The sequence below is a fragment of the Paenibacillus algorifonticola genome, assembly GCF_050481745.1.
GTDB classification, from domain to species: Bacteria; Bacillota; Bacilli; order Paenibacillales; family Paenibacillaceae; genus Pristimantibacillus; species Pristimantibacillus algorifonticola_A.
Window position 1 is genome coordinate 215,263 of sequence record NZ_JBCNGR010000006.1, and the last position, 18,248, is coordinate 233,510.

Here is an 18,248-nt window from a genome sequence, read left to right on the forward strand (position 1 = left end):
GGATTTGCTTCGTGTAGAGGGCTTGTCCCATGCATTTAAGAACGGCAATGAGACGACGCTGGTTCTTCAACAGATCGATTTTCGCGTTAACAAAGGGGATATGGTCGCATTGCTGGGCAGCTCGGGCTCGGGAAAGTCGACGCTGCTTAATTTGATGGCGGGACTGATGAAGCCGACGGAGGGCAGCATTTACATAGCGGGTCACAATATCGTAAATATGAATGAAAACAAGCTGGCGGAGTTCCGCCGTGAGCATATCGGGTTTATTTTTCAAGCTTATGAGCTCATTCCGAACTTGACGGTTCGTGAAAATATCGAGCTGCCGCTCGTGTTTCAATCGACGCGCCCTTCGATCCGCAAGCAGAAGGCGCTAAAGCTGCTGGAGCAGGTGGGCATACCGGATAAAGGGGAAATGTTCCCTTCCCAGCTGTCGGGCGGACAGCAGCAGCGTGTCAGTATTGCGCGCTCGCTTATTACAGAGCCATCGGTTATTTTCGCCGATGAGCCTACGGGGAATTTGGATACGAAGACGGAAGAGGAGATTTTGGCCATTCTCAAGCATTTGAACAAGACGATGAACACGACCTTTATTATCGTCACCCATGAGCGCGAGGTTGCGCAGCAGACCCAGCATATTATTACGCTTCGCGACGGGCTGCTGGAAAAATCGTCACCTGCTGTTGAGCTGGACAAGCATCCAGTAGAGGAGGCTGTCCATTGAGAGTTAGCGATCTTACGAGGCTGTCCTGGGATCAGGTCAGACGGCGCAAAGTAGTCACCATGCTGTGTGCAGCTGGCTTGTCGATTGGCTGTGCCGCTATTATTTTGGCGATGAGCATTGGAGAATCTACGCAGAAAATTGTCGAAACCCAGCTCACGAGCTATTTGAAAATGGATGAAATTACGGTTATGCCGGATAATGGCGCGTCCGCAGGCCCTGGAAGCCAAAGCACGGCAAGCGATGAAGTGAAAAATCGGGGCAAGCTGTCTGATCAAAAGGTCGAAATTATGCGCAACATTAAGCACGTAAAGGCTGTAGCAGCTATGCAGCAGCTGAGCTACATGCAAATGACGACTACTGATGATAAGCAGGCCTATGCCGAAATTATTGGAACGGATTTGAGCAGTCTGGAAGCCTTCGGCAATACGTATTGGCAGGGCTCGGCGTCGGATGCTCCAAACTCTGTAGTAATAAGTTACGGTACGACGCTTGGACTAATGAATCAGGAAGAGCAGAATAAGCTCTTTGAGGCCATGAATTTAAATCCAGGCGATTCAACACTGCAAGACCAATATATGACGATGATGACTACACCTTCCGCCTTGTACCAGAAGCAGATTCAGCTGGTGAACTACGATCAGGACAACAAGAAAAGGATCAGTGAGGCCCTTCGAGTCGTAGGGGTATTGAAGAAGCCTAAAGGTGTATCCGACATGCAGCTTTCCAATGACCGCAAAATTTATGTATCGATTGAAACGGCGAACAGTCTGCGTGAGCAGCTCATGCAAAGCAGCGGTGAAGAGACGGCTAACGGCACCTACAATCAGGTAACGGTCAAGGTGGATGCGGAGGAAAATGTGAAGCAGGTGGAGGAGCAAATCAAGAAGCTCACCTTGAACACCCAATCCAATCTTTTGCAAAAAGAGGCCCTTGAAGAGCAATTCGCTGTGTTCAAAAGCATCGCGGTAGGCGCAGGCGTATTCATTCTTATTATCGCCTCGATTTCCATTATTGTGGCGATGACGATGTCCACATACCAACGGCGCCGCCAAATCGGCATTATGAAGGTGCTTGGTGCCAACCTGGCGCAAATTCGGAATATGTTCATTGTGGAAGCAGCTCTGCTTGGACTGCTGGGGGGATTGCTGGGCGTTTTATTTTCATACTGGATCGTATGGGGAATTAATGCCCTTATTTTATCGATGTCTACCGGCGAGGAAAATATGTCCATCTTTATCCCGTTGACCGCTATTCCGGTCGGACTGGCGTTTGCCGTGATGACGGGCATTATATCGGGGATTTATCCGGCAGTCAGCGCTTCGCGTACCGATGCATTGACCGCAATCAAGAGAGACTAGAGGGGGCCTGCGCTATGGTCAGGGCATGTCTGAGCCAGCGAGGAACCAGGGGGAGAAGAAGAGATGAAGAAAAAGATTAAATGGATCATCATCGGGATTGTATTAATCGGAATAAGCGTGGTGCTGTACTCCATGTCGAAGCCGCCGGAGATGGTCGATATGTCGGGCGATTCACAGGCCATTACATTTCAGGTGACCAAGGAGACGCTCGTCAATACGATTCAGGTTAAGGGCAAGTCGCTATATGAGCAGGAAACGTCGGTCTATGCGCCTTTCAGCTCCAAAGTGACGCAGTGGAAAGTGAAGGACGGTCAGCAGGTGAAGAAGGGCGAGGTATTGTTCACGCTTGACCAGACCGAGCTGCAAAATCAAATTACGCAGGAGGAAGCGGAGCTGCACAAGGCAGATCTGGAGGCACAGCTGCAAGCTTTTGTAACGAATACGGAAGATGAGCTGGGCATGCTTGAGGCGACGGAGGTTGAGCGCAAGAAGGCGCTGGCCGCCAAGGAAATTGCCCGATTGAACCAGGAGCTGAACGATGTGAAGGAATCGATTGGGCGCAAAGCGCTGACACAAAAGCGGCTGAAGCTGAATGAATCCCAATATCGCTCACCAGGCGACGGTATTTTTCTGTTTGATCAAACGGCTAAGCAGCTGCAAGCAGTTGGCGACAACCAGCTGATCGGCAAAATTGTTGATCTGAACAAGCTGCAATTCATCGCTCTTGTCGGGGAGCAGGATGTATTCCGCATTAAGCAGGATATGTTGGTCAAGGTCAAGATGACTGCGATGAAGGATGTTTTGCTTGATGGCAAGGTGCTGCGCGTATCCAAGTTCGCGAAAACCGGCACGGATCAAAACAGCCTCAATCAAGCTGCGCAATTCGAGGTTGTTATTTCGCTTGAGCCAAGCGAATATTTGATTGCAGGATTGACGCTCACTGGCGACATTGAGATAAGCCGTAAGGAGAGTGCACTTGCTTTGCCTTCCATTGCTATTATGAGCGATCAGGCTTCGTCTTATGTCATGCTGGAAAAAGGCGCAGGCCAATTTGAGCGTCAGGATATCAAGGTCGGGATGTCAGCGGGAGATAAGGTAGAAGTGCTGGAAGGCTTGAAGGAAGGCGACGTCGTCTCCTTGCAATAAATAGGAAGCCCGAGTGTGCGCGTCTAAGCTTGAAAAAGCTGGGCTGCGCACAAGCGGGCTTTTTTATTTGGAAGTAGGGTGGAGAAGGCTAAGGAAAGGAATGCTAAGGAAAGGAATGCTTTTTGGACGAGTGAAGAAAAATAAGGAAGCGCACTGGTTGACAAATGTGTCCAGCTGGTTCATTATATAATATATGAATACATGCTCATATGTTATTTTATTTAAAAAAGCGAGTTGCATCGCTTTTAATAGCAGCAGGAGGCAAAGAATATGGACACGAAGAATAAGCATCAACACGGTCATGGGCACAGCCATAGCGAAGGTGATCACCATGATCACGACCACGACCATAACCACGACCATAACCACGACCACAATCACGATGATCATAACGACCATAATCATGACCATAATCATGACAACAGCCACGGTCATCATCATGACCATTCCCATGGACCGGGCGGCCATCATCATTTTGATGTCAATGGCAATAAGGTCGGCTTGATTATTGCGCTGTCGATTACAGTCGGAATTATGTTTCTTGAATTTTTCGGAGGCTTGTTGACGAGCAGTCTCGCGCTGCTTGCCGATTCCGGCCATATGCTGAGCGATGTGAGCGCGCTTATTCTTAGCCTTGTTGCCGTCTGGTTCGCCAGCAAGCCCGCTTCCAAGACGAAAACCTACGGCTTTTACCGCTTCGAAATATTGGCCGCGCTGTTCAACGGCATTGCCTTGTTCGTCATAGCCGGGTTTATTGTATGGGAGGCTTATCATCGCTTGTTCGATCCTCCTGCTGTTGCCAGTGGCTCCATGATGCTCATTGCACTTGTTGGCCTGCTGGCGAATTTGGCCAGTGCTTGGGCTTTAATGCGCAAAGGCGATGTGCATAACAACTTGAATGTACGAAGCGCTTATCTGCATGTTTTGAGCGATGCGCTTGGCTCGGTCGGGGCTGTACTCGCTGGGCTGCTCATCTACTTGTTTGATTGGAATATTGCCGATCCGATTATATCGGTGCTCGTGTCAGTGCTTATTTTGCGGGGAGCCTGGAACATTATTAAGCAAACTCTCCATATTCTCATGGAAGGCACGCCGCCGTCGATTGATCAGGAGAAGGTGAAGCGGGTGCTTGCGGAAATCGAAGGCGTTATAGATGTGCATGATTTGCATATATGGACGATTACATCGGGTCTTGATTCGCTGAGCTGCCATTTGCTAGTGGAGGATGAGCACGACAGCCAGCATATTTTGCAGCAGGCGCTTGCGAAAATCGAGCAGCAGTTTGGCATTTTGCATACGACGATTCAGATAGAAACATCGCGGATTCAGCATTCTGAGATGAAGGTTTAGCAGGTTGAGCATGAGCTTTTTGGCAAATTGCGCCTCTATAATAAAAGTCAAGTAAGAGTGCTTTCATAATTAAAATGGATTTTTAATGAAAATGATCGGATCAAGGCGCAAGTAAGGGTTGTCCTCTCATTGGTAATTGGTGGGAGAAACAGCTGTGGTATGGTATTGGCAGGCATTATACCGCATCTGTTTTTACCAAAGGAGGATACATCATGAATAGCACGAAGAAAACCCTTATGGGCAAAACCCTGCTAGGCAAAACGTTACTTAGTGTCACGTTAAGCCTATCCGTTGCTTTGACCGGCGGTTTGGCTGTACCAGCAGCAAAGGTAGAGGCCGCATCGTCATCCACTGCCAGCAGCGTCATTGCAACGGGACAGAAATTTCTGGGCGTTGATTATAAATTTGGGGCAACGGCGGGCAGCACCAGCTCGTTTGACTGCTCATCCTTCACACAGTATGTGTTCAAAAAGAACGGCATTACGCTCCCGCGCTCATCGCTGAGCCAATCGAAGGCCGGCAAATATGTATCCAGAAGCAATTTGAAGGCTGGCGATCTGATTTTCTCCGATACGAATAGAGACGGCGTCATTAACCATGTCTCCATTTATATGGGGAACGGCAAGCTGCTGCATACGTATCGGAAGGGAATCGGCGTAACGATTTCTACTTTTTCCGGAAGCACATGGGACAAAACGTATGTAACCGCACGCCGGGTCATATAGTTATTTAACAACAAAAAGCCCCGCCCCTACTGAATAACAGGTTTCCCTTTAAGGTGCAAAGCACCTAATTAACATTAAAATTGGCGTTCAAACTGACAAAGGTTTGAACGCCAATTTTTCTTTGGAAGTTTCTGGGATGAGAAGAAATACTACCGAAGAATTACGTAGCTATTTTTCGTAAATACTGGCGTAATGGATACGCATCGGACGCTGTGAAAATCTTACTCCGTTATTATTTTAATGAATTGCGTTATGTGAAGGTAACCGCACATATATATGCTTTCAATGAAAGTTCCATTAGATTGCAAGAGTATCTTGGTTTTAATCAAGAGGGTAAAATTAGGAATATGATTTTTACGAATGGACAACACTATGATGAATACGTTTATGGGCTATTAAAAAGTGAGTTTGATGTGTAAAGATAAATATAATCCAAACAAGATGTCAAAAGGACAGCCATTTGCTGTCCTTTTGTGTAATTTTTTTTATTGATAACTATGTCAATTTACTGTGCCAAAAACTATTTTGAACCTCAAAGATACCCCCCTGCTGATCGAAGGTCTAGCCTTATCAGATGGGGCGGGGCTTTTGGCTATGGACGGGCAGGCTGCTTGTCTGTGTCTGCTGCTGTAGTCCGTGCCGAGCCGCCAAGCGCGTGGGTTTTCAGAAACAGAGCAGCCGCGATCAGCATCAGCCCGTTGATGATGAACACCCAGCGAATCGGGATGATGCCTCCAAGCACGCCGCCAATGACGGGAGCCAGCATCGTTGCGAACATGGTCCCCGACTGATTGAGGCTGAAGGCTCGTCCTCTAAAGCTGCTGTCCGTTACCTTGACGATTAAGGCATTAATAGCCGGGTAGACGCTGGCGAAAAACAGCCCATAGATAAATCGCAGTGCGCCGAATTCTACGTAATCGCTGACGAAAAATTGCAAGCAATTGCCGATCCCGCCGCCGACAAGCCCAATGAACAACACCTTGGAAAAACCGATCCTTGAACCGATTTTGCCCCACTGCGGGGCTGCAATGAGCGTGGCGATCCCGACGGCCGAGAAGACGATGCCTGACTGCAGGGCAGCTTCGCTGCCGCTGACGCCAAGCTGCATGACATAGACGGTGAGCAGCGGCTCCAGAATCATCACCGAGAACGTTGCCAGAGCCGCCAAGATCAGCAGTGTGGTGAAGGAACGGTTGGACAGTGCAAGCTTCAAATCCTCTTTGATCGAGGAACGGGCGCCTGAACGGTTGAAGTTTTTTTCCTTCACGAAAAAGACGGCAATAAGCGCGGCAATCAGGACGATGCCTCCTGAGAACAGGAAAGCTTCGCGATTGCCGATGTAATGACTGACGACCCCGCCAATGACGGGGCCGATAATACCGCCTGTCGCGCCAGCTGTCGCCATAATGCCAAGTGCATAGCCTGTTTTATTCTCTGGCGTGTTGGTGGCAACTAATGCGATCGAGGCTGGAACAAAGCCGGCAAGCAGGCCTTGGAAAATTCGAAGCACAACGAACAAATAAGGATCATAAATAAAGTAGGTCATCATGTAAAGAACGGCTAGGCTAAACCCCGAGCGAATGAGCATCGGCCTGCGGCCATATTTGTCGGAGAGCGATCCCCAATAAGGGGCAATAAGCGCGCTTGCCAGAAAGGTAATGCCGAAAGAAATGCCGGACCAAGCCTCCAGATGCTTCTCAACACCAAGCTCGGTTGAGAGAAACAGCGGAATAAATGGAATGGAGGTGGTGAAAGCCGTACTCGTAAAAAACACGCCAATCCACAATACATATAAGTTTCTTTTCCAAGAAAAATCCATGTGCAATCACATCCTGTAGGTTCCATCGTTATTTCCATTGTAAACCTATTTTCGATGGAACACTACTCTATTCCAGTTATTTCCTGAATAGCGAGGCGGCTACCCGCAGGTGCAATTTAGAATGGGCTTGCGGGCCGCTGTCGTCTCATCGAGTCGATTGACGACTGTCGTATAAGGGGCATTGAGGACGAGCTCAGGCGTCTGCTCTGCCTCTTGCGCAATTTGAATCATCGTGTCGATAAAGCCATCCAGCGTTTCCTTGCTTTCCGTTTCGGTTGGCTCTATCATGATGCATTCCTCTACATTTAGCGGAAAATAAATCGTTGGCGGGTGATAGCCGAAGTCCAGCAGCCGCTTGGCGACGTCCAGCGTGCGCACGCCGTATGCTTTCAGCCTTTTGCCAGACAGCACGAATTCGTGCTTGCACAGCCCGGGATAAGCGACCTCGTAATACGGCGCGAGGCGGTGCATCATGTAGTTGGCATTCAATACCGCCAGCTCCGATACACGGCGCAGCCCTGCTGGCCCGTAAGTGCGAATATACGTATAGGCTCTCACCAGAATGCCGAAGTTGCCGTAAAAGGCTTTGACGCGGCCAATCGATTCCGGCCGGTCGGTATCCCAATAATAGGTTCCGTCGGTCCGCTTGCTGACGACGGGCTTTGGCAGAAACGGCACAAGCAGGCTTTTGACGCCGACTGGGCCAGCACCAGGACCGCCGCCCCCATGCGGAGTGCTCATCGTCTTGTGCAAATTCAAGTGGACGACATCGAAGCCCATGTCGCCCGGACGGGCAATGCCCATAATGGCGTTCGAATTGGCGCCATCATAATAGAGCAGTCCTCCTGCCGCATGGACGATGGCGGCAATTTCGACAATTTGCGCCTCGAACAAGCCAAGCGTGCTCGGGTTCGTCAGCATAAGCGCGGCGGTATCTGCGCCGACGGCAGCTCGAAGCGCGTCCAAATCGACCATGCCGCGCGCATCCGATTTAATCGTCACCGTATCGAATCCGGCAACGGTCGCGCTCGCCGGGTTCGTGCCGTGCGAGGAATCCGGCACGATCACCTTGGTGCGGGCTTCGCCGCGGCTCTCATGATAGGCGCGGATGAGCATCAAGCCGGTCCATTCGCCATGCGCCCCTGCCGCAGGCTGAAGCGTTACTTGATCCATGCCGGTTAAGGCGGCGAGGTCGCTTTGCAGCGTATAAAGCAGCTCAAGAGCGCCTTGAATACTTTCCTCCGGCTGGTATGGATGGATTTTGGCGAAGCCGGGGAAGCGGGCGGTATCCTCATTGATTTTTGGATTATATTTCATCGTGCAGGAGCCAAGTGGATAAAAACCGTTGTCGACGCCAAAGTTGCGGCGGGACAGCTCGGTGTAATGGCGAATGACATCAACCTCAAACACCTCAGGCAGCTCGGCGGGCTGCCTGCGCAGCAGCTCCGCAGGCAGCAGCTCGCTGGCCGCAAGTGCAGGAACGTCGCACTCAGGCAAGGAATAGGCGATGCGCCCCGGCTTGCTGAGCTCAAAAATCAACGCTTTCTCGGCTTTCATACACAGGCCTCCAATTCACGGATGAAGGTATGGATTTCTTCTTTGGTACGGCGTTCGGTTACGGCGATGAGCATATGGTTTTTCAGCTCAGGATAGGCGTTTCCTAGATTGTAGCCACCAATGTAGCCCGCTTGCAGCAGCTTGGCGCTTACGGCAGCGAGGTCGGCTGAATCCGGCAGCTTGACGACAAACTCATTGAAATAGGGAGCCGAGAAAGCGAGCGACAGCGGCCCATTCGCCGCCACGCTAGCAGTATAGTGGGCTTTACGCACATTGAGCAGCCCTACCTCCTGCATGCCTGCTTTGCCGAGCACTGACATATAGATGGAGGCGCATAATGCGAGCAGCGCCTGATTGGAGCAAATATTCGACGTCGCCTTCTCGCGGCGAATATGCTGCTCGCGGGCCTGGAGCGTCAGGACGAAGCCGCGTTTGCCGTCCTTGTCGACGGTTTGCCCGACGATGCGCCCGGGAATGCGGCGCATAAGCGGCTCCGACACCGCGAAGAAACCGCAGGTCGGCCCGCCAAGCGATGCGGGAATGCCTAGCGGCTGCGCATCGCCGACGACGATGTCGGCGCCAAGCGCGCCCGGCGATTCCAGCAAGCCGAGCGAGATGGGATTGGCGCTGACGACGAGCAGCGCTTTTCTGGCATGAACGAGCGGCTCGATCATGCGAATATTTTCAATGCAGCCGAAGAAATTAGGAGATTGAATGAGAACGGCAGCTGTATTTTCGGTAAGGGCTGCTTGGAGCGCATCCACATCGGTGACGCCATTTTGATAGCCGATTTCTACGACTTCCAAGTTCAATCCGCGTGCGGACGTCAGCAAAATTTCCCGAGCCTCCGGATGGACGGCGCGGGACACAATAATTTGCTTGCGCTTCGTCGCCCCGCTGGCCAGCGCCGCAGCTTCGGCGAGCGCTGTTGCCCCGTCATACATGCTCGCATTGGCGACCTTCATGCCGGTCAACTCGCAAATATACGATTGGAACTCAAAAATCGCCTGCAGCTCCCCTTGGCTGATTTCCGGCTGATACGGGGTATAGGCGGTATAAAATTCCGAGCGGGACAGCATATGGTTGATGACGACTGGAATGTGATGGTCGTACAACCCTGCACCGAGAAAGCTCGTATAGCGGTCAAAGTCGGCGTTTTTGTCCGATAGCTCGCGCATATGGCGCAGCAAAGCAGGCTCATCGAGCTGCCCGGACATGGGCAAAACCCCGTCATAGCGCACAGCGGCAGGAATATCGGCGAATAGCTCCTCAATGGAGCTGGCGTGGGCGGCTGCGAGCATTTCGGCCTGATCCTGCTCGGTCATCGGCAAATAGCGGTGCTTATACATGGCGATCGCTCCTTTTCTGTGCAAGCCCCTGACGGGCGCGTAGTCGTTAGCGTACATATAGCATGTTCAGGATTGGGCGGGAATGACTTTGGGCTGTTTATAAAATGGCGCTTTGACGACGACAGCTTTCAGCCGCTTGCCGCGGATATCGAGCCATAGCTCCGTGCCGATGGCTGCATAGACGCTCTGTACAAGGGCGAGACCCAAATTGCGCTTCAGAGTCGGCGATTGCGTTCCCGTCGTGACTTCCCCAATCTGTTCTCCTTCGGCATTGTGGACGGTATAATGGGGGCGCGGAATGCCCCGCTCCAACAATTCCAAGCCAATGAGCTTGCGGGGAATGCCTTCCGACTTCTGGCGCTGGAGCTCCTCGCGACCGATAAACGGGCCCTTATCCAGCTTAACGAAGTATCCAAGACCAGCCTCCAGCGGCGAAATATCCGCCGACAGCTCATGTCCGTAAAGCGGCAGCTTGGCTTCGAAACGCAGTGTATCGCGGGCTCCAAGTCCAGCGGGCATAAGTCCATAGGCTTCACCTGCTGCTAGCAGTCCGCGCCAGATCGAGGCGGCATTGCTGCTGCAATAAATTTCAAAGCCATCCTCGCCTGTATAGCCGGTACGGGAGACTAAGGCTGCATGTCCGCATACGGAAACCTGATTTAAAAAATGAAAGGCAGGAAGTGCCGCGACAGGCGCATCCGTCACCTTCGACAAAATAGCCAACGCCTTCGGGCCTTGCAGCGCAAGCAGCGCGGTGCCGTCGGATTGGTCGCGAAGCGAGACGTCACCATCGGCATGTGCCTCCAGCCACTGCCAATCCTTATCTATATTCGAAGCGTTAATGACGAGCATGTAATGCTGCTCTCCCAGTTTATAAACGAGCAGATCGTCGACTACACCGCCATCCGGGTAGCACATCATCGTATATTGCGCCTGTCCGGGCTGTAGCTGCAATACATCATTTGTCGTCATTTGCTGGAGAAAGGCTTCAGAGCCCGCGCCACTAACGATAAACTCCCCCATATGAGAGACATCGAACAATCCAGCTTGCTCGCGGACAGCTGCATGCTCCTGCTGAATACCTGAAAATTGGACGGGAAGCTCCCAGCCGCCAAAATCAATGCAGCGGGCACCCTTGAAATCGGCATACAACGGAAAAAGCGGTGTACGTTTAAGGCTGCTCAACAAAATCACCCCTTCAGCTTGAATGCAGTTCTAAGCTTGAATTTCGTTCTAATTTGGCTCGAATGAAGCGCGGAATTTTTCAATAGGCATAAGAAAAAGGACAGGCGAAAGGAAAAAGGGGGCGCCGCGAAGCTTGCTTCGCCCATCCATCTTTCCTTTCGCTCTGTCCTTTGTACCTGAGAGTTGTCCCACGCCTTGAAAAACATGACAAAATACGTCATATATGCGTGAGTTTCCCCTTGGGTGATTCACTCGTGGTGAATGCTCTCCAGAGGTGCGTCCGACAAAGGTCCTTTTGCCTGAGAGATTCACCTGAAAGGCTTACTCCTTCGGCGTTACCTGTCCATCAGTAATCTCTCCCGCTGCCATCATCCGCGTATTTAATTAGGTCGCTGCTTTTATGCCTTTGCCAACATTATACACATCAGCTGGATATGGATGTCAATCTTTTTTGCGTTTTTTTTGACTTATTTGTTAGGAATGTTGACATGCCTTTGAGGAATAAGCTATGCTTGTGGGGAATCAAGGCAAATGAATATGCGGATGATGATGATCGGGAGAGACTGCCTGCGGCCAGATGGATAGCCGACTCGGCAGCACCGAAGGAGCAAGCCGTTATCCTTGCTGGATAACGAACAATCTCTCAGGTAAACGTACCGGCATTTGACGCAGCTCTGGAGAGTGCGAATAGCCGCCAAAGGGGTAAGGAGCACCGTCTGGCTTTGCCTGCGGCTTGCTCTCATGCTCTCAGGTACCGAGGACAGAGAATGGGCAATTACGCCTGTTCTCTGTCTTTTTTAAATTTAAGAATGAATTTGAACTTGAGTGAGAAAGCGAGGCGCTGGCAATGAGCGAAATTAGGGAGCAGCTGCGGTATAGCGATGAGCATGAATGGGTGCTGCAGACGGAGGGAAGGAAGCTGCTGGTCGGCATTACCGATCATGCGCAAAGCCAATTGGGCGATATCGTTTTCGTAGAGTATCCAGAGGTTGGTGCAGAGGTTTCGGCTGGCGACAGTATCGGCACCATTGAGTCGGTTAAGACGGTGTCGGAGCTTTATAGCCCGGTATCTGGCCGGATTGCGAAGGTGAACAGCACGCTCATTGACCAGCCTGAGCTAATTAACAGCGAGCCATATGATGGTGGCTGGATTGTGGAGGTTGAGCTCGAGAAAGGCTTGGAGGAGGAGCTCGGCAAGCTGCTGACCGCGGAAGCCTATGCTGCACTAATTGAGTAGTTGAGCAGCTCGCCAATCTCTATCATCCCAAAACGTAGGGCAGATATGCAAACGTAAGCGAGCCTAATGCTGATCCTAATCCTAATCCTAATTCTAATCCTCTTAATCACGATCAAATTTAGCGCTAAGTGTATTCCTACTAATAATTGAATTGTGACTCCCTCGTGGAGGGGACCTACGTAACGAAAAGCAGCTTCATACTCTGTGTTTCAGGGGATTTCTCATCGTACAAAGATAGACCTGACTTGATGGACACAGCAGCCGTTATTTTAATAGAATCACGGGATATGGCACAGGATGCGGACTCAGGAGCAGCTAATTCGCTGTAAATGGCCATTTTGGCAGGATAATGAGAGCCATAACAGCTTTACAGTCCGCTTACAGTCTAAAATTAAAGAAAAGACCAGAATAGCGGAATCTGTGTCCTCCAAAAATGGAGAGAATAGTCTCTAGACAGAACAGAAAAAAACCGCTGCCACGGCTGAGAAAGCCAAGTGGCAGCGGTGCAGCATGCTGCAAACTGAAAATTTTGCTAATTTAGTTTATCCACTGCTACTCCGAAATTTGACTATGCAAAATCGTTTGATTGCGGCCGCTATGCTTGGCGGCATACAGCGCATCATCGGCCTGCTTGAATAAATCGTCGGTATCTTTTAATCGAGCTGTATTGGAGGCGATGCCGAGCGACAGGGTGACCTGGCGGCCGATTGGCGTAATCGCCTGCTCCATCTGCATTCGCAGCTGCTCTGCTACGTCAAATGCCTCTTCCTCCGACGTGTGCGGCAGCACGATTGTGAACTCCTCGCCTCCGTAACGGAAGCAGTAATCGCCCTCGCGCTTGAGCTCCACCATCTTTGCTGCAAGCATGCGCAGCACCTCATCGCCCTTCGGATGGCCGAACTCGTCATTGACCGATTTGAAATGGTCCAAATCCAGCATAATGACGGAGAACGGAATTTGCCTCAGCTCCAAATCTTCAGTAATCAGCTTAAGTGTTCGGCGGTTTGGAAGTCCCGTCAAGGCATCCGTCTGCGATTCATGGAACAGCTCCTCATTTCTCCGCTTCATCTCATGGAAAGCAAGCGCGACGGTGGCGTTTAGCTGATTTGCCTCATAGTTCCAGTATACGCGTGTAGGAAGCGTGTCTGGTATTTGATCCTTCTTGGTCAGCTGCGCCGCATAATTAGCCAACTGGTAAAGTGGAGAGGACAGCGTGCGTGACAGCCACATGGTCAGACCAAGCAGCAGCAGTACGAATGGAGCTGATACCTTCAGCATGTCTGTAATGAGATCCCAGCTTTTATTTTCCACGTAGCTGACTGGCGTCTGGGAAACAATCCCCCAGTTGGTTTCGGGTACGACAGAATAACCTGCAAGAAAGTCGACGCCTTGGCTGTTAACCACCTGCTGTTGCCCGCTTTTTCCCTGCATCAGCTGCTGCACAACGGGATTCATGCTTACATTAGCAGGATGATCCTCCATATGCGGGTGATAGATCATATTGCCTTCCCCATCGACGACGTAAAAATAAGAGCCGCTGTTGTTTTCATTTTGCACGCCAAGAATTTCTCGGAAAATATTTTCATACTGCAAATAAATCGTTCCGGCCACATATCCCCGATAGGCGCCCTCCCGGCTGAAAATCGGCTGGCTGACCAGCACGATCATCCGATTCGTCGAAGAAATATAAGGCTTGGAAATGTGCGGCTTCTGTACTTTAAGCGCCAGCTTCGATTCATCAGTTGACAGCTTGTGGCCAATTATGCCCAAATTGTTAGGAGAGCTGGAGACGATAACGCCTTCAGCATCGACGACCGCGATCGAATTGAAGTAATGGTTGGTTCCCATAAAAAAATCAAGCTGCGCCAGCACAGCGCTGCTTTCGAGGTCGGTATCGGATAAATAATTCGCTGCGATTTCAAGGCTGCGCTTCATAGACACTAGCAGGGATTGCGTCGTTTTGCTAAGGTCACCGGCCGTAATGCGGTTTAATTCCAGTGTATTATGATAAAGGGATTCCCTCTGGGATTTGAAAGCGATAATGATATTGATGACGATGGTAATGAGGACGGACAAAAGCACGATGCAGGAGATGATGGATGCAAGGGTAAAACCTTTTTTGCGTTTTAGTGCGCTGTACATGCTAAACCTCTTCTCGTTGAAATTCTATTAAATAGTTTATCATTTTCGTGCGAGATTTTCGACATATAATGACAGACCAGCCGAATATTTTCTTTGCTTCAGTCCGGTCAGGCATTGCTCCAATTCGAGAGGGACATTATACTGAATGCAGCATTTTGATAAGTAGAAAGTCAGGTGTACGGATGCCTAAAGTTAATTTGTTTTCTAAAATCGTAGGGTTGCTCATTATTATGCTGCTGCCGATCATAGGACTTTACTCCTATTCCAATCATATTAGTACAGAAGTGCTAGATTCCGAGCTCAACCGCTCGAATACGAATCAGCTCGTTTTTTTCCAAAATCAGGTCAATTCCTCGATTAATCTGCTGGGGCTATGGCCGAATCTGCTCATTCAAGACCCGGACATTGCGAATTTGCGCGACTATTATGTTGATCTCGACAATCTCGATCTGCCTGCGATTACGATGGTCAAGCGCATTCAGACCAAGCTGAGCATTCAGGAAAGCTCCTCCAATTGGAAAAGCAATTTGGCGATTTATTCGCCAACGCTAGCCCGCGTCATTACGGTGAACGATGCCGTTCCCTATGATAGGGAGACGCTGGCCGCCCGCCTGAAACGCGGCTGGCAGGTGAAGTCCCTTGGCACTGATGGCTATCGTTTCTCGCTGATGACGGCGCTGCCTTACAATAACTTGTCCCAGGCTACGGATACGGGACTGCTCATTGAGGTTAGCTTTGACAGCTCGAATATTCAGGGCATGCTCGATCAGTTCAAGCGTGATGGACGGCGCGACCCCTTCTACTACAACGAGGAATGGGGCACGATATACAATCGTACCGCCGACCAGCAGCTTGGCAATCGGCTCATTGCCCAATTGGACGAGAGCGGCTTGCTGACCAGCGGCAGCCATACCGTCCAAGTGAACGGGGAGCGTTTTTTGGTCAATATTGTCCGTTCAGAAACGATAGGCTGGGATTTGATTGATTATATCCCGTTATCGGATGTGCTTCAGCCCATCAACCAAACGAACCGTTTATTTTATTATTCGGTTGGTTTGCTGCTATTGATGAGCTGTTTAATCGCCTATATGCTTTATGCGCAGGTGCAGGTTCCCATAAAGCAGCTCGTAATCAGCTTTCAGAAGCTGAAAAACGGCGATTACGGCGTCCGGCTTACGCCGAAGGGGCGCGGCAACAATGAATTTAAGTTCGTGTTTATCCGTTTCAACCGGATGGTTCAGCAAATTCAAGAGCTGTTTGAAAATGTTTATTTGGAAAAAATCCATGTGCGAGAAGCGAAGCTCAAGCAGCTGCAATCGCAAATCAATCCGCATTTTTTCTATAACTGCTTTTCCTTTATATCGAGCATGGCGAAGCTGGAAAACTATCAGTCGGTCATTGCGATGAGCCAGAACCTGTCAAACTACTACCGCTATACGACACGGCAGGAGCGGGATTTGGTCGATGCGCGGGAGGAAATTGAATTTGTTCGCAACTACTTGGATATTCAACAGATGCGGATGAGCCGGCTGTCCTATGAGCTGGACATCCCGGAGCATCTGCTGCGTTTTCAAATACCGCCGCTCGTTATTCAGCCGTTGGTGGAAAATGCGGTCATCCATGGCATTGAGCAATCTCCGAATGCAGGACGCATTCGCATATCGGGTGAATTTGACGGCGAGTTTGCTTCTATTACGGTGGAGGATGATGGCGTTGGGCTCGATCCAGAGCGGCTTTTTGCATTGCAATACCAATTGACGCGTCCTATGGAGCAGGAGATGGGCTGCGGTCTTTGGAACGTTCATCAGCGCTTGCATTTGCGTTTTGGGGCATGCTCAGGCATCGTGCTGTCGCCATCGCCGCTAGGCGGCTTAAAGGTGCAAATTCGCTGGCATGTGACCCGCGAGAAACAGATCGAACAGACAACGACAGGAAAGGGGCATCCTAATGATTGAACTGCTGCTTGTAGATGATGAGGCCTATGTGACGCTGAGCTTGGAGAAGACCATTCCGTGGGATGAGCTTGGCGTCAGCAAAGTATACCGGGCCGAGTCCGCTGCCGAGGCGCTCGCTATTATGGAGGCGGGCGACATTGATATTTTGGTCACCGACATTCGTATGCCGGGGATGGACGGCTTGCAGCTGATCGAGCAGGCGAAGAAGCTCTGGCCGGATTTGCGCTGCATTTTAATGACTGGCTACTCCGATTTCCAATATGCGAAAAAAGCGCTGCAATTGCAGGCGTCCGATTATATTTTGAAGCCGGTGGACGATAAGGAATTTGTGCGCAGCCTGATGAATACGATCGAGGAGCTGAAGGTGGAGTGGGAGCAGGCGGAGCAATACCATCAGCTCGTTTACAATATGAAGTCGGAATATGGGCTGCTGCGGCGCAATCTGCTGCATGATCTGCTGCTCGGCCGCCAGCTGTCGGACACGACGATTGGCGCCAAGCTGGTGCAATATGAAATTCCGCTGCGGCTTGATGCTCCTTCCGTCATTTTGCTGATTCAATACAGCAATCCTTATGACGAGAGCAACCGCAGCAGCATGGAGCTGATGGAATATGCGGTCGGCAATATAGGCGAGGAAGTGTTCGCCGAGCATATGAACGTATGGTATGGCAAAGCGCCGCATAATTGCCTCATCTTCGTTGCGCAGCCAAATGAGGAGCGGCAGCGGCAGCTGGAGTTTTCGCCGGATTACAAAGGACAGCGGCGGGCGATGCTGGAGCAGGCGGTGGACGTCTTTAGACGGCAAATCTCCCATTTTCTCCGTTCGGAAATATCGCTTATCATTTCCGACTGGTTCTCCTTCCCGAGCGGCATGGCGAATGCATACCGCACGGGAATGAGCGTCTATTTGTCGAGCGCGATTCATGAATCGGGCATTGCGGTCTATTTGGAAAGTCACCAGGCGGAGCCGGAGACGCGAGTGAATCTAATGGAGGCCTTGTATAAGCCGCCTACGCTTATTCATTTGCTAGAGTCCAAGCAGTGGGACACAGCGCTGCTCAAAATCGATGAGGTGTTCGGCAATTTGGAGCAGGTGAAGTTTTCGCGGGAGCATCTGTATGAGGTTTTTCTCTCGATTACGAATGCCTTTATGTATACGGCCCATAAACAGGGACAATTTATTTATGAAATTGATCATGCGGGCTTCGACATGCTGCTCGACCACACCGTTATTCATTCGCTGGACAAGCTGCGGAATTGGTCGACGGATATGCTGGAGCGGCTGCGCACGGAGCTGTCGAGTACGGAGGAATACGCCAAGAGCAGTCTGGTCAAGCAGGTGCAGGAGCTTGTGTCTGCAAGTCTTGGCCATGATACGTCGGTGAAGACGATTGCGGACAAGGTATTTTTGCATCCCGTCTATTTGTCCAAAATTTACAAAGCCCAGACTGGCGAGAGCATCAGTGACTATATTACCCGGATGCGAATGGAGCGGGCGCATTATTTGCTGAAGCAGACCAATAAGAAAATTTATGAAATTACCTCGGAGCTGGGCTATCAGAATCCGCAATATTTCAGCAAAATCTTCCGCAAGCATTACGGGATGACGCCGCAGGAGTTCCGCGACCAATAGCAAAAAGCGAACAGGTTGCCAAAGGTGCAGAAATGTTCGGTTATTGTCATATGACTTCCCCAGCAATGCTC

14 protein-coding genes and 3 riboswitches are annotated in these 18,248 nt (G+C 50.6%); of the genes, 9 read left to right on the forward strand and 5 right to left on the reverse strand.

What is annotated here, in order from left to right:
• Positions 1-4 precede the first annotated feature (4 nt).
• The 6 genes from ABEW34_RS04490 (at position 5) to ABEW34_RS04515 (ending at position 5,719) form a co-directional block, all read left to right on the forward strand.
• Positions 5-721, forward strand: a complete 717-nt coding sequence (locus ABEW34_RS04490; RefSeq protein ID WP_056033019.1) for an ABC transporter ATP-binding protein — start codon at positions 5-7, stop codon at positions 719-721.
• Complete coding sequence (locus ABEW34_RS04495) at positions 718-2,079, forward strand: ABC transporter permease (protein WP_430155226.1); 1,362 nt, start codon at positions 718-720, stop codon at positions 2,077-2,079. Before ABEW34_RS04490 ends, ABEW34_RS04495 begins: the two co-directional genes overlap by 4 nt.
• Positions 2,080-2,142: 63 nt before the next feature.
• On the forward strand, positions 2,143-3,225 hold the full coding sequence (locus ABEW34_RS04500) for an efflux RND transporter periplasmic adaptor subunit (protein ID WP_430155227.1): 1,083 nt from the start codon (positions 2,143-2,145) through the stop codon (positions 3,223-3,225).
• A gap of 270 nt (positions 3,226-3,495) precedes the next feature.
• A complete protein-coding gene (locus ABEW34_RS04505; RefSeq protein ID WP_430155228.1) occupies positions 3,496-4,575 on the forward strand; it encodes a cation diffusion facilitator family transporter in 1,080 nt (359 codons plus the stop codon).
• 212 nt (positions 4,576-4,787) lie between these two features.
• A complete protein-coding gene (locus tag ABEW34_RS04510; RefSeq protein WP_430155229.1) occupies positions 4,788-5,300 on the forward strand; it encodes a C40 family peptidase in 513 nt (170 codons plus the stop codon).
• Between the two features lie 170 nt (positions 5,301-5,470).
• A complete protein-coding gene (locus ABEW34_RS04515) occupies positions 5,471-5,719 on the forward strand; it encodes a GNAT family N-acetyltransferase (RefSeq protein ID WP_430156160.1) in 249 nt (82 codons plus the stop codon).
• Between the two features lie 173 nt (positions 5,720-5,892).
• Here ABEW34_RS04515 and ABEW34_RS04520 read toward each other — a convergent pair whose 3' ends face one another.
• The 4 genes from ABEW34_RS04520 to gcvT all read right to left on the reverse strand — a co-directional run bounded on the left by ABEW34_RS04520 (position 5,893) and on the right by gcvT (position 11,210).
• A complete protein-coding gene (locus ABEW34_RS04520; protein ID WP_430155230.1) occupies positions 5,893-7,119 on the reverse strand; it encodes an MFS transporter in 1,227 nt (408 codons plus the stop codon).
• A gap of 99 nt (positions 7,120-7,218) precedes the next feature.
• The gene (gene gcvPB / locus ABEW34_RS04525) at positions 7,219-8,676 is read right to left on the reverse strand and encodes an aminomethyl-transferring glycine dehydrogenase subunit GcvPB (RefSeq protein ID WP_430155231.1); all 1,458 of its coding nucleotides are present in this window, start codon (positions 8,674-8,676) and stop codon (positions 7,219-7,221) included.
• On the reverse strand, positions 8,673-10,025 hold the full coding sequence (gcvPA, locus tag ABEW34_RS04530; protein WP_430155233.1) for an aminomethyl-transferring glycine dehydrogenase subunit GcvPA: 1,353 nt from the start codon (positions 10,023-10,025) through the stop codon (positions 8,673-8,675). The genes gcvPB and gcvPA overlap by 4 nt, the downstream gene beginning before the upstream one ends.
• Before the next feature lie 66 nt (positions 10,026-10,091).
• Positions 10,092-11,210, reverse strand: a complete 1,119-nt coding sequence (gene gcvT / locus ABEW34_RS04535) for a glycine cleavage system aminomethyltransferase GcvT (protein ID WP_430155235.1) — start codon at positions 11,208-11,210, stop codon at positions 10,092-10,094.
• 161 nt (positions 11,211-11,371) lie between these two features.
• Positions 11,372-11,484, reverse strand: a riboswitch (glycine riboswitch).
• A 3-nt stretch (positions 11,485-11,487) separates the two neighbouring features.
• Positions 11,488-11,582: riboswitch (glycine riboswitch) on the reverse strand.
• A gap of 172 nt (positions 11,583-11,754) precedes the next feature.
• A riboswitch (glycine riboswitch) is annotated at positions 11,755-11,879 on the forward strand.
• A 178-nt stretch (positions 11,880-12,057) separates the two neighbouring features.
• On the opposite strand from gcvT, the gene gcvH reads away from it, so the two are divergent.
• Entirely contained in the window at positions 12,058-12,447 is a 390-nt protein-coding gene (gene gcvH, locus ABEW34_RS04540) for a glycine cleavage system protein GcvH (RefSeq protein ID WP_430155236.1), read from the forward strand.
• Positions 12,448-12,999: 552 nt separating this feature from the next.
• Here the strand turns inward: gcvH and ABEW34_RS04545 are convergent.
• A complete protein-coding gene (locus tag ABEW34_RS04545) occupies positions 13,000-14,589 on the reverse strand; it encodes a sensor domain-containing diguanylate cyclase (protein WP_430155238.1) in 1,590 nt (529 codons plus the stop codon).
• Positions 14,590-14,771: 182 nt separating this feature from the next.
• Here ABEW34_RS04545 and ABEW34_RS04550 point away from each other — a divergent pair, with 182 nt between their 5' ends.
• Both ABEW34_RS04550 and ABEW34_RS04555 read left to right on the forward strand, forming a co-directional pair.
• Entirely contained in the window at positions 14,772-16,544 is a 1,773-nt protein-coding gene (locus tag ABEW34_RS04550; protein WP_430155239.1) for a sensor histidine kinase, read from the forward strand.
• Positions 16,537-18,177 carry a response regulator transcription factor gene (locus ABEW34_RS04555; protein ID WP_430155241.1) on the forward strand — a complete coding sequence of 547 codons (1,641 nt, stop codon included), beginning with the start codon at positions 16,537-16,539 and terminating at the stop codon, positions 18,175-18,177. Before ABEW34_RS04550 ends, ABEW34_RS04555 begins: the two co-directional genes overlap by 8 nt.
• Positions 18,178-18,248 lie beyond the last annotated feature (71 nt).

Excerpts from the sequence above, each read along its gene's own strand:
- ABEW34_RS04500 (WP_430155227.1), top strand. The coding sequence starts at position 2,143 with ATGAAGAAAAAGATTAAATGGATCATCATCGGGATTGTATTAATCGGA.
- ABEW34_RS04505 (WP_430155228.1), top strand. The coding sequence starts at position 3,496 with ATGGACACGAAGAATAAGCATCAACACGGTCATGGGCACAGCCATAGC.
- ABEW34_RS04510 (WP_430155229.1), top strand. The coding sequence starts at position 4,788 with ATGAATAGCACGAAGAAAACCCTTATGGGCAAAACCCTGCTAGGCAAA.
- ABEW34_RS04520 (WP_430155230.1), bottom strand. The coding sequence starts at position 7,119 with ATGGATTTTTCTTGGAAAAGAAACTTATATGTATTGTGGATTGGCGTG.
- gcvPB (WP_430155231.1), bottom strand. The coding sequence starts at position 8,676 with ATGAAAGCCGAGAAAGCGTTGATTTTTGAGCTCAGCAAGCCGGGGCGC.
- gcvPA (WP_430155233.1), bottom strand. The coding sequence starts at position 10,025 with ATGTATAAGCACCGCTATTTGCCGATGACCGAGCAGGATCAGGCCGAA.
- gcvH (WP_430155236.1), top strand. The coding sequence starts at position 12,058 with ATGAGCGAAATTAGGGAGCAGCTGCGGTATAGCGATGAGCATGAATGG.
- ABEW34_RS04545 (WP_430155238.1), bottom strand. The coding sequence starts at position 14,589 with ATGTACAGCGCACTAAAACGCAAAAAAGGTTTTACCCTTGCATCCATC.
- ABEW34_RS04550 (WP_430155239.1), top strand. The coding sequence starts at position 14,772 with ATGCCTAAAGTTAATTTGTTTTCTAAAATCGTAGGGTTGCTCATTATT.
- ABEW34_RS04555 (WP_430155241.1), top strand. The coding sequence starts at position 16,537 with ATGATTGAACTGCTGCTTGTAGATGATGAGGCCTATGTGACGCTGAGC.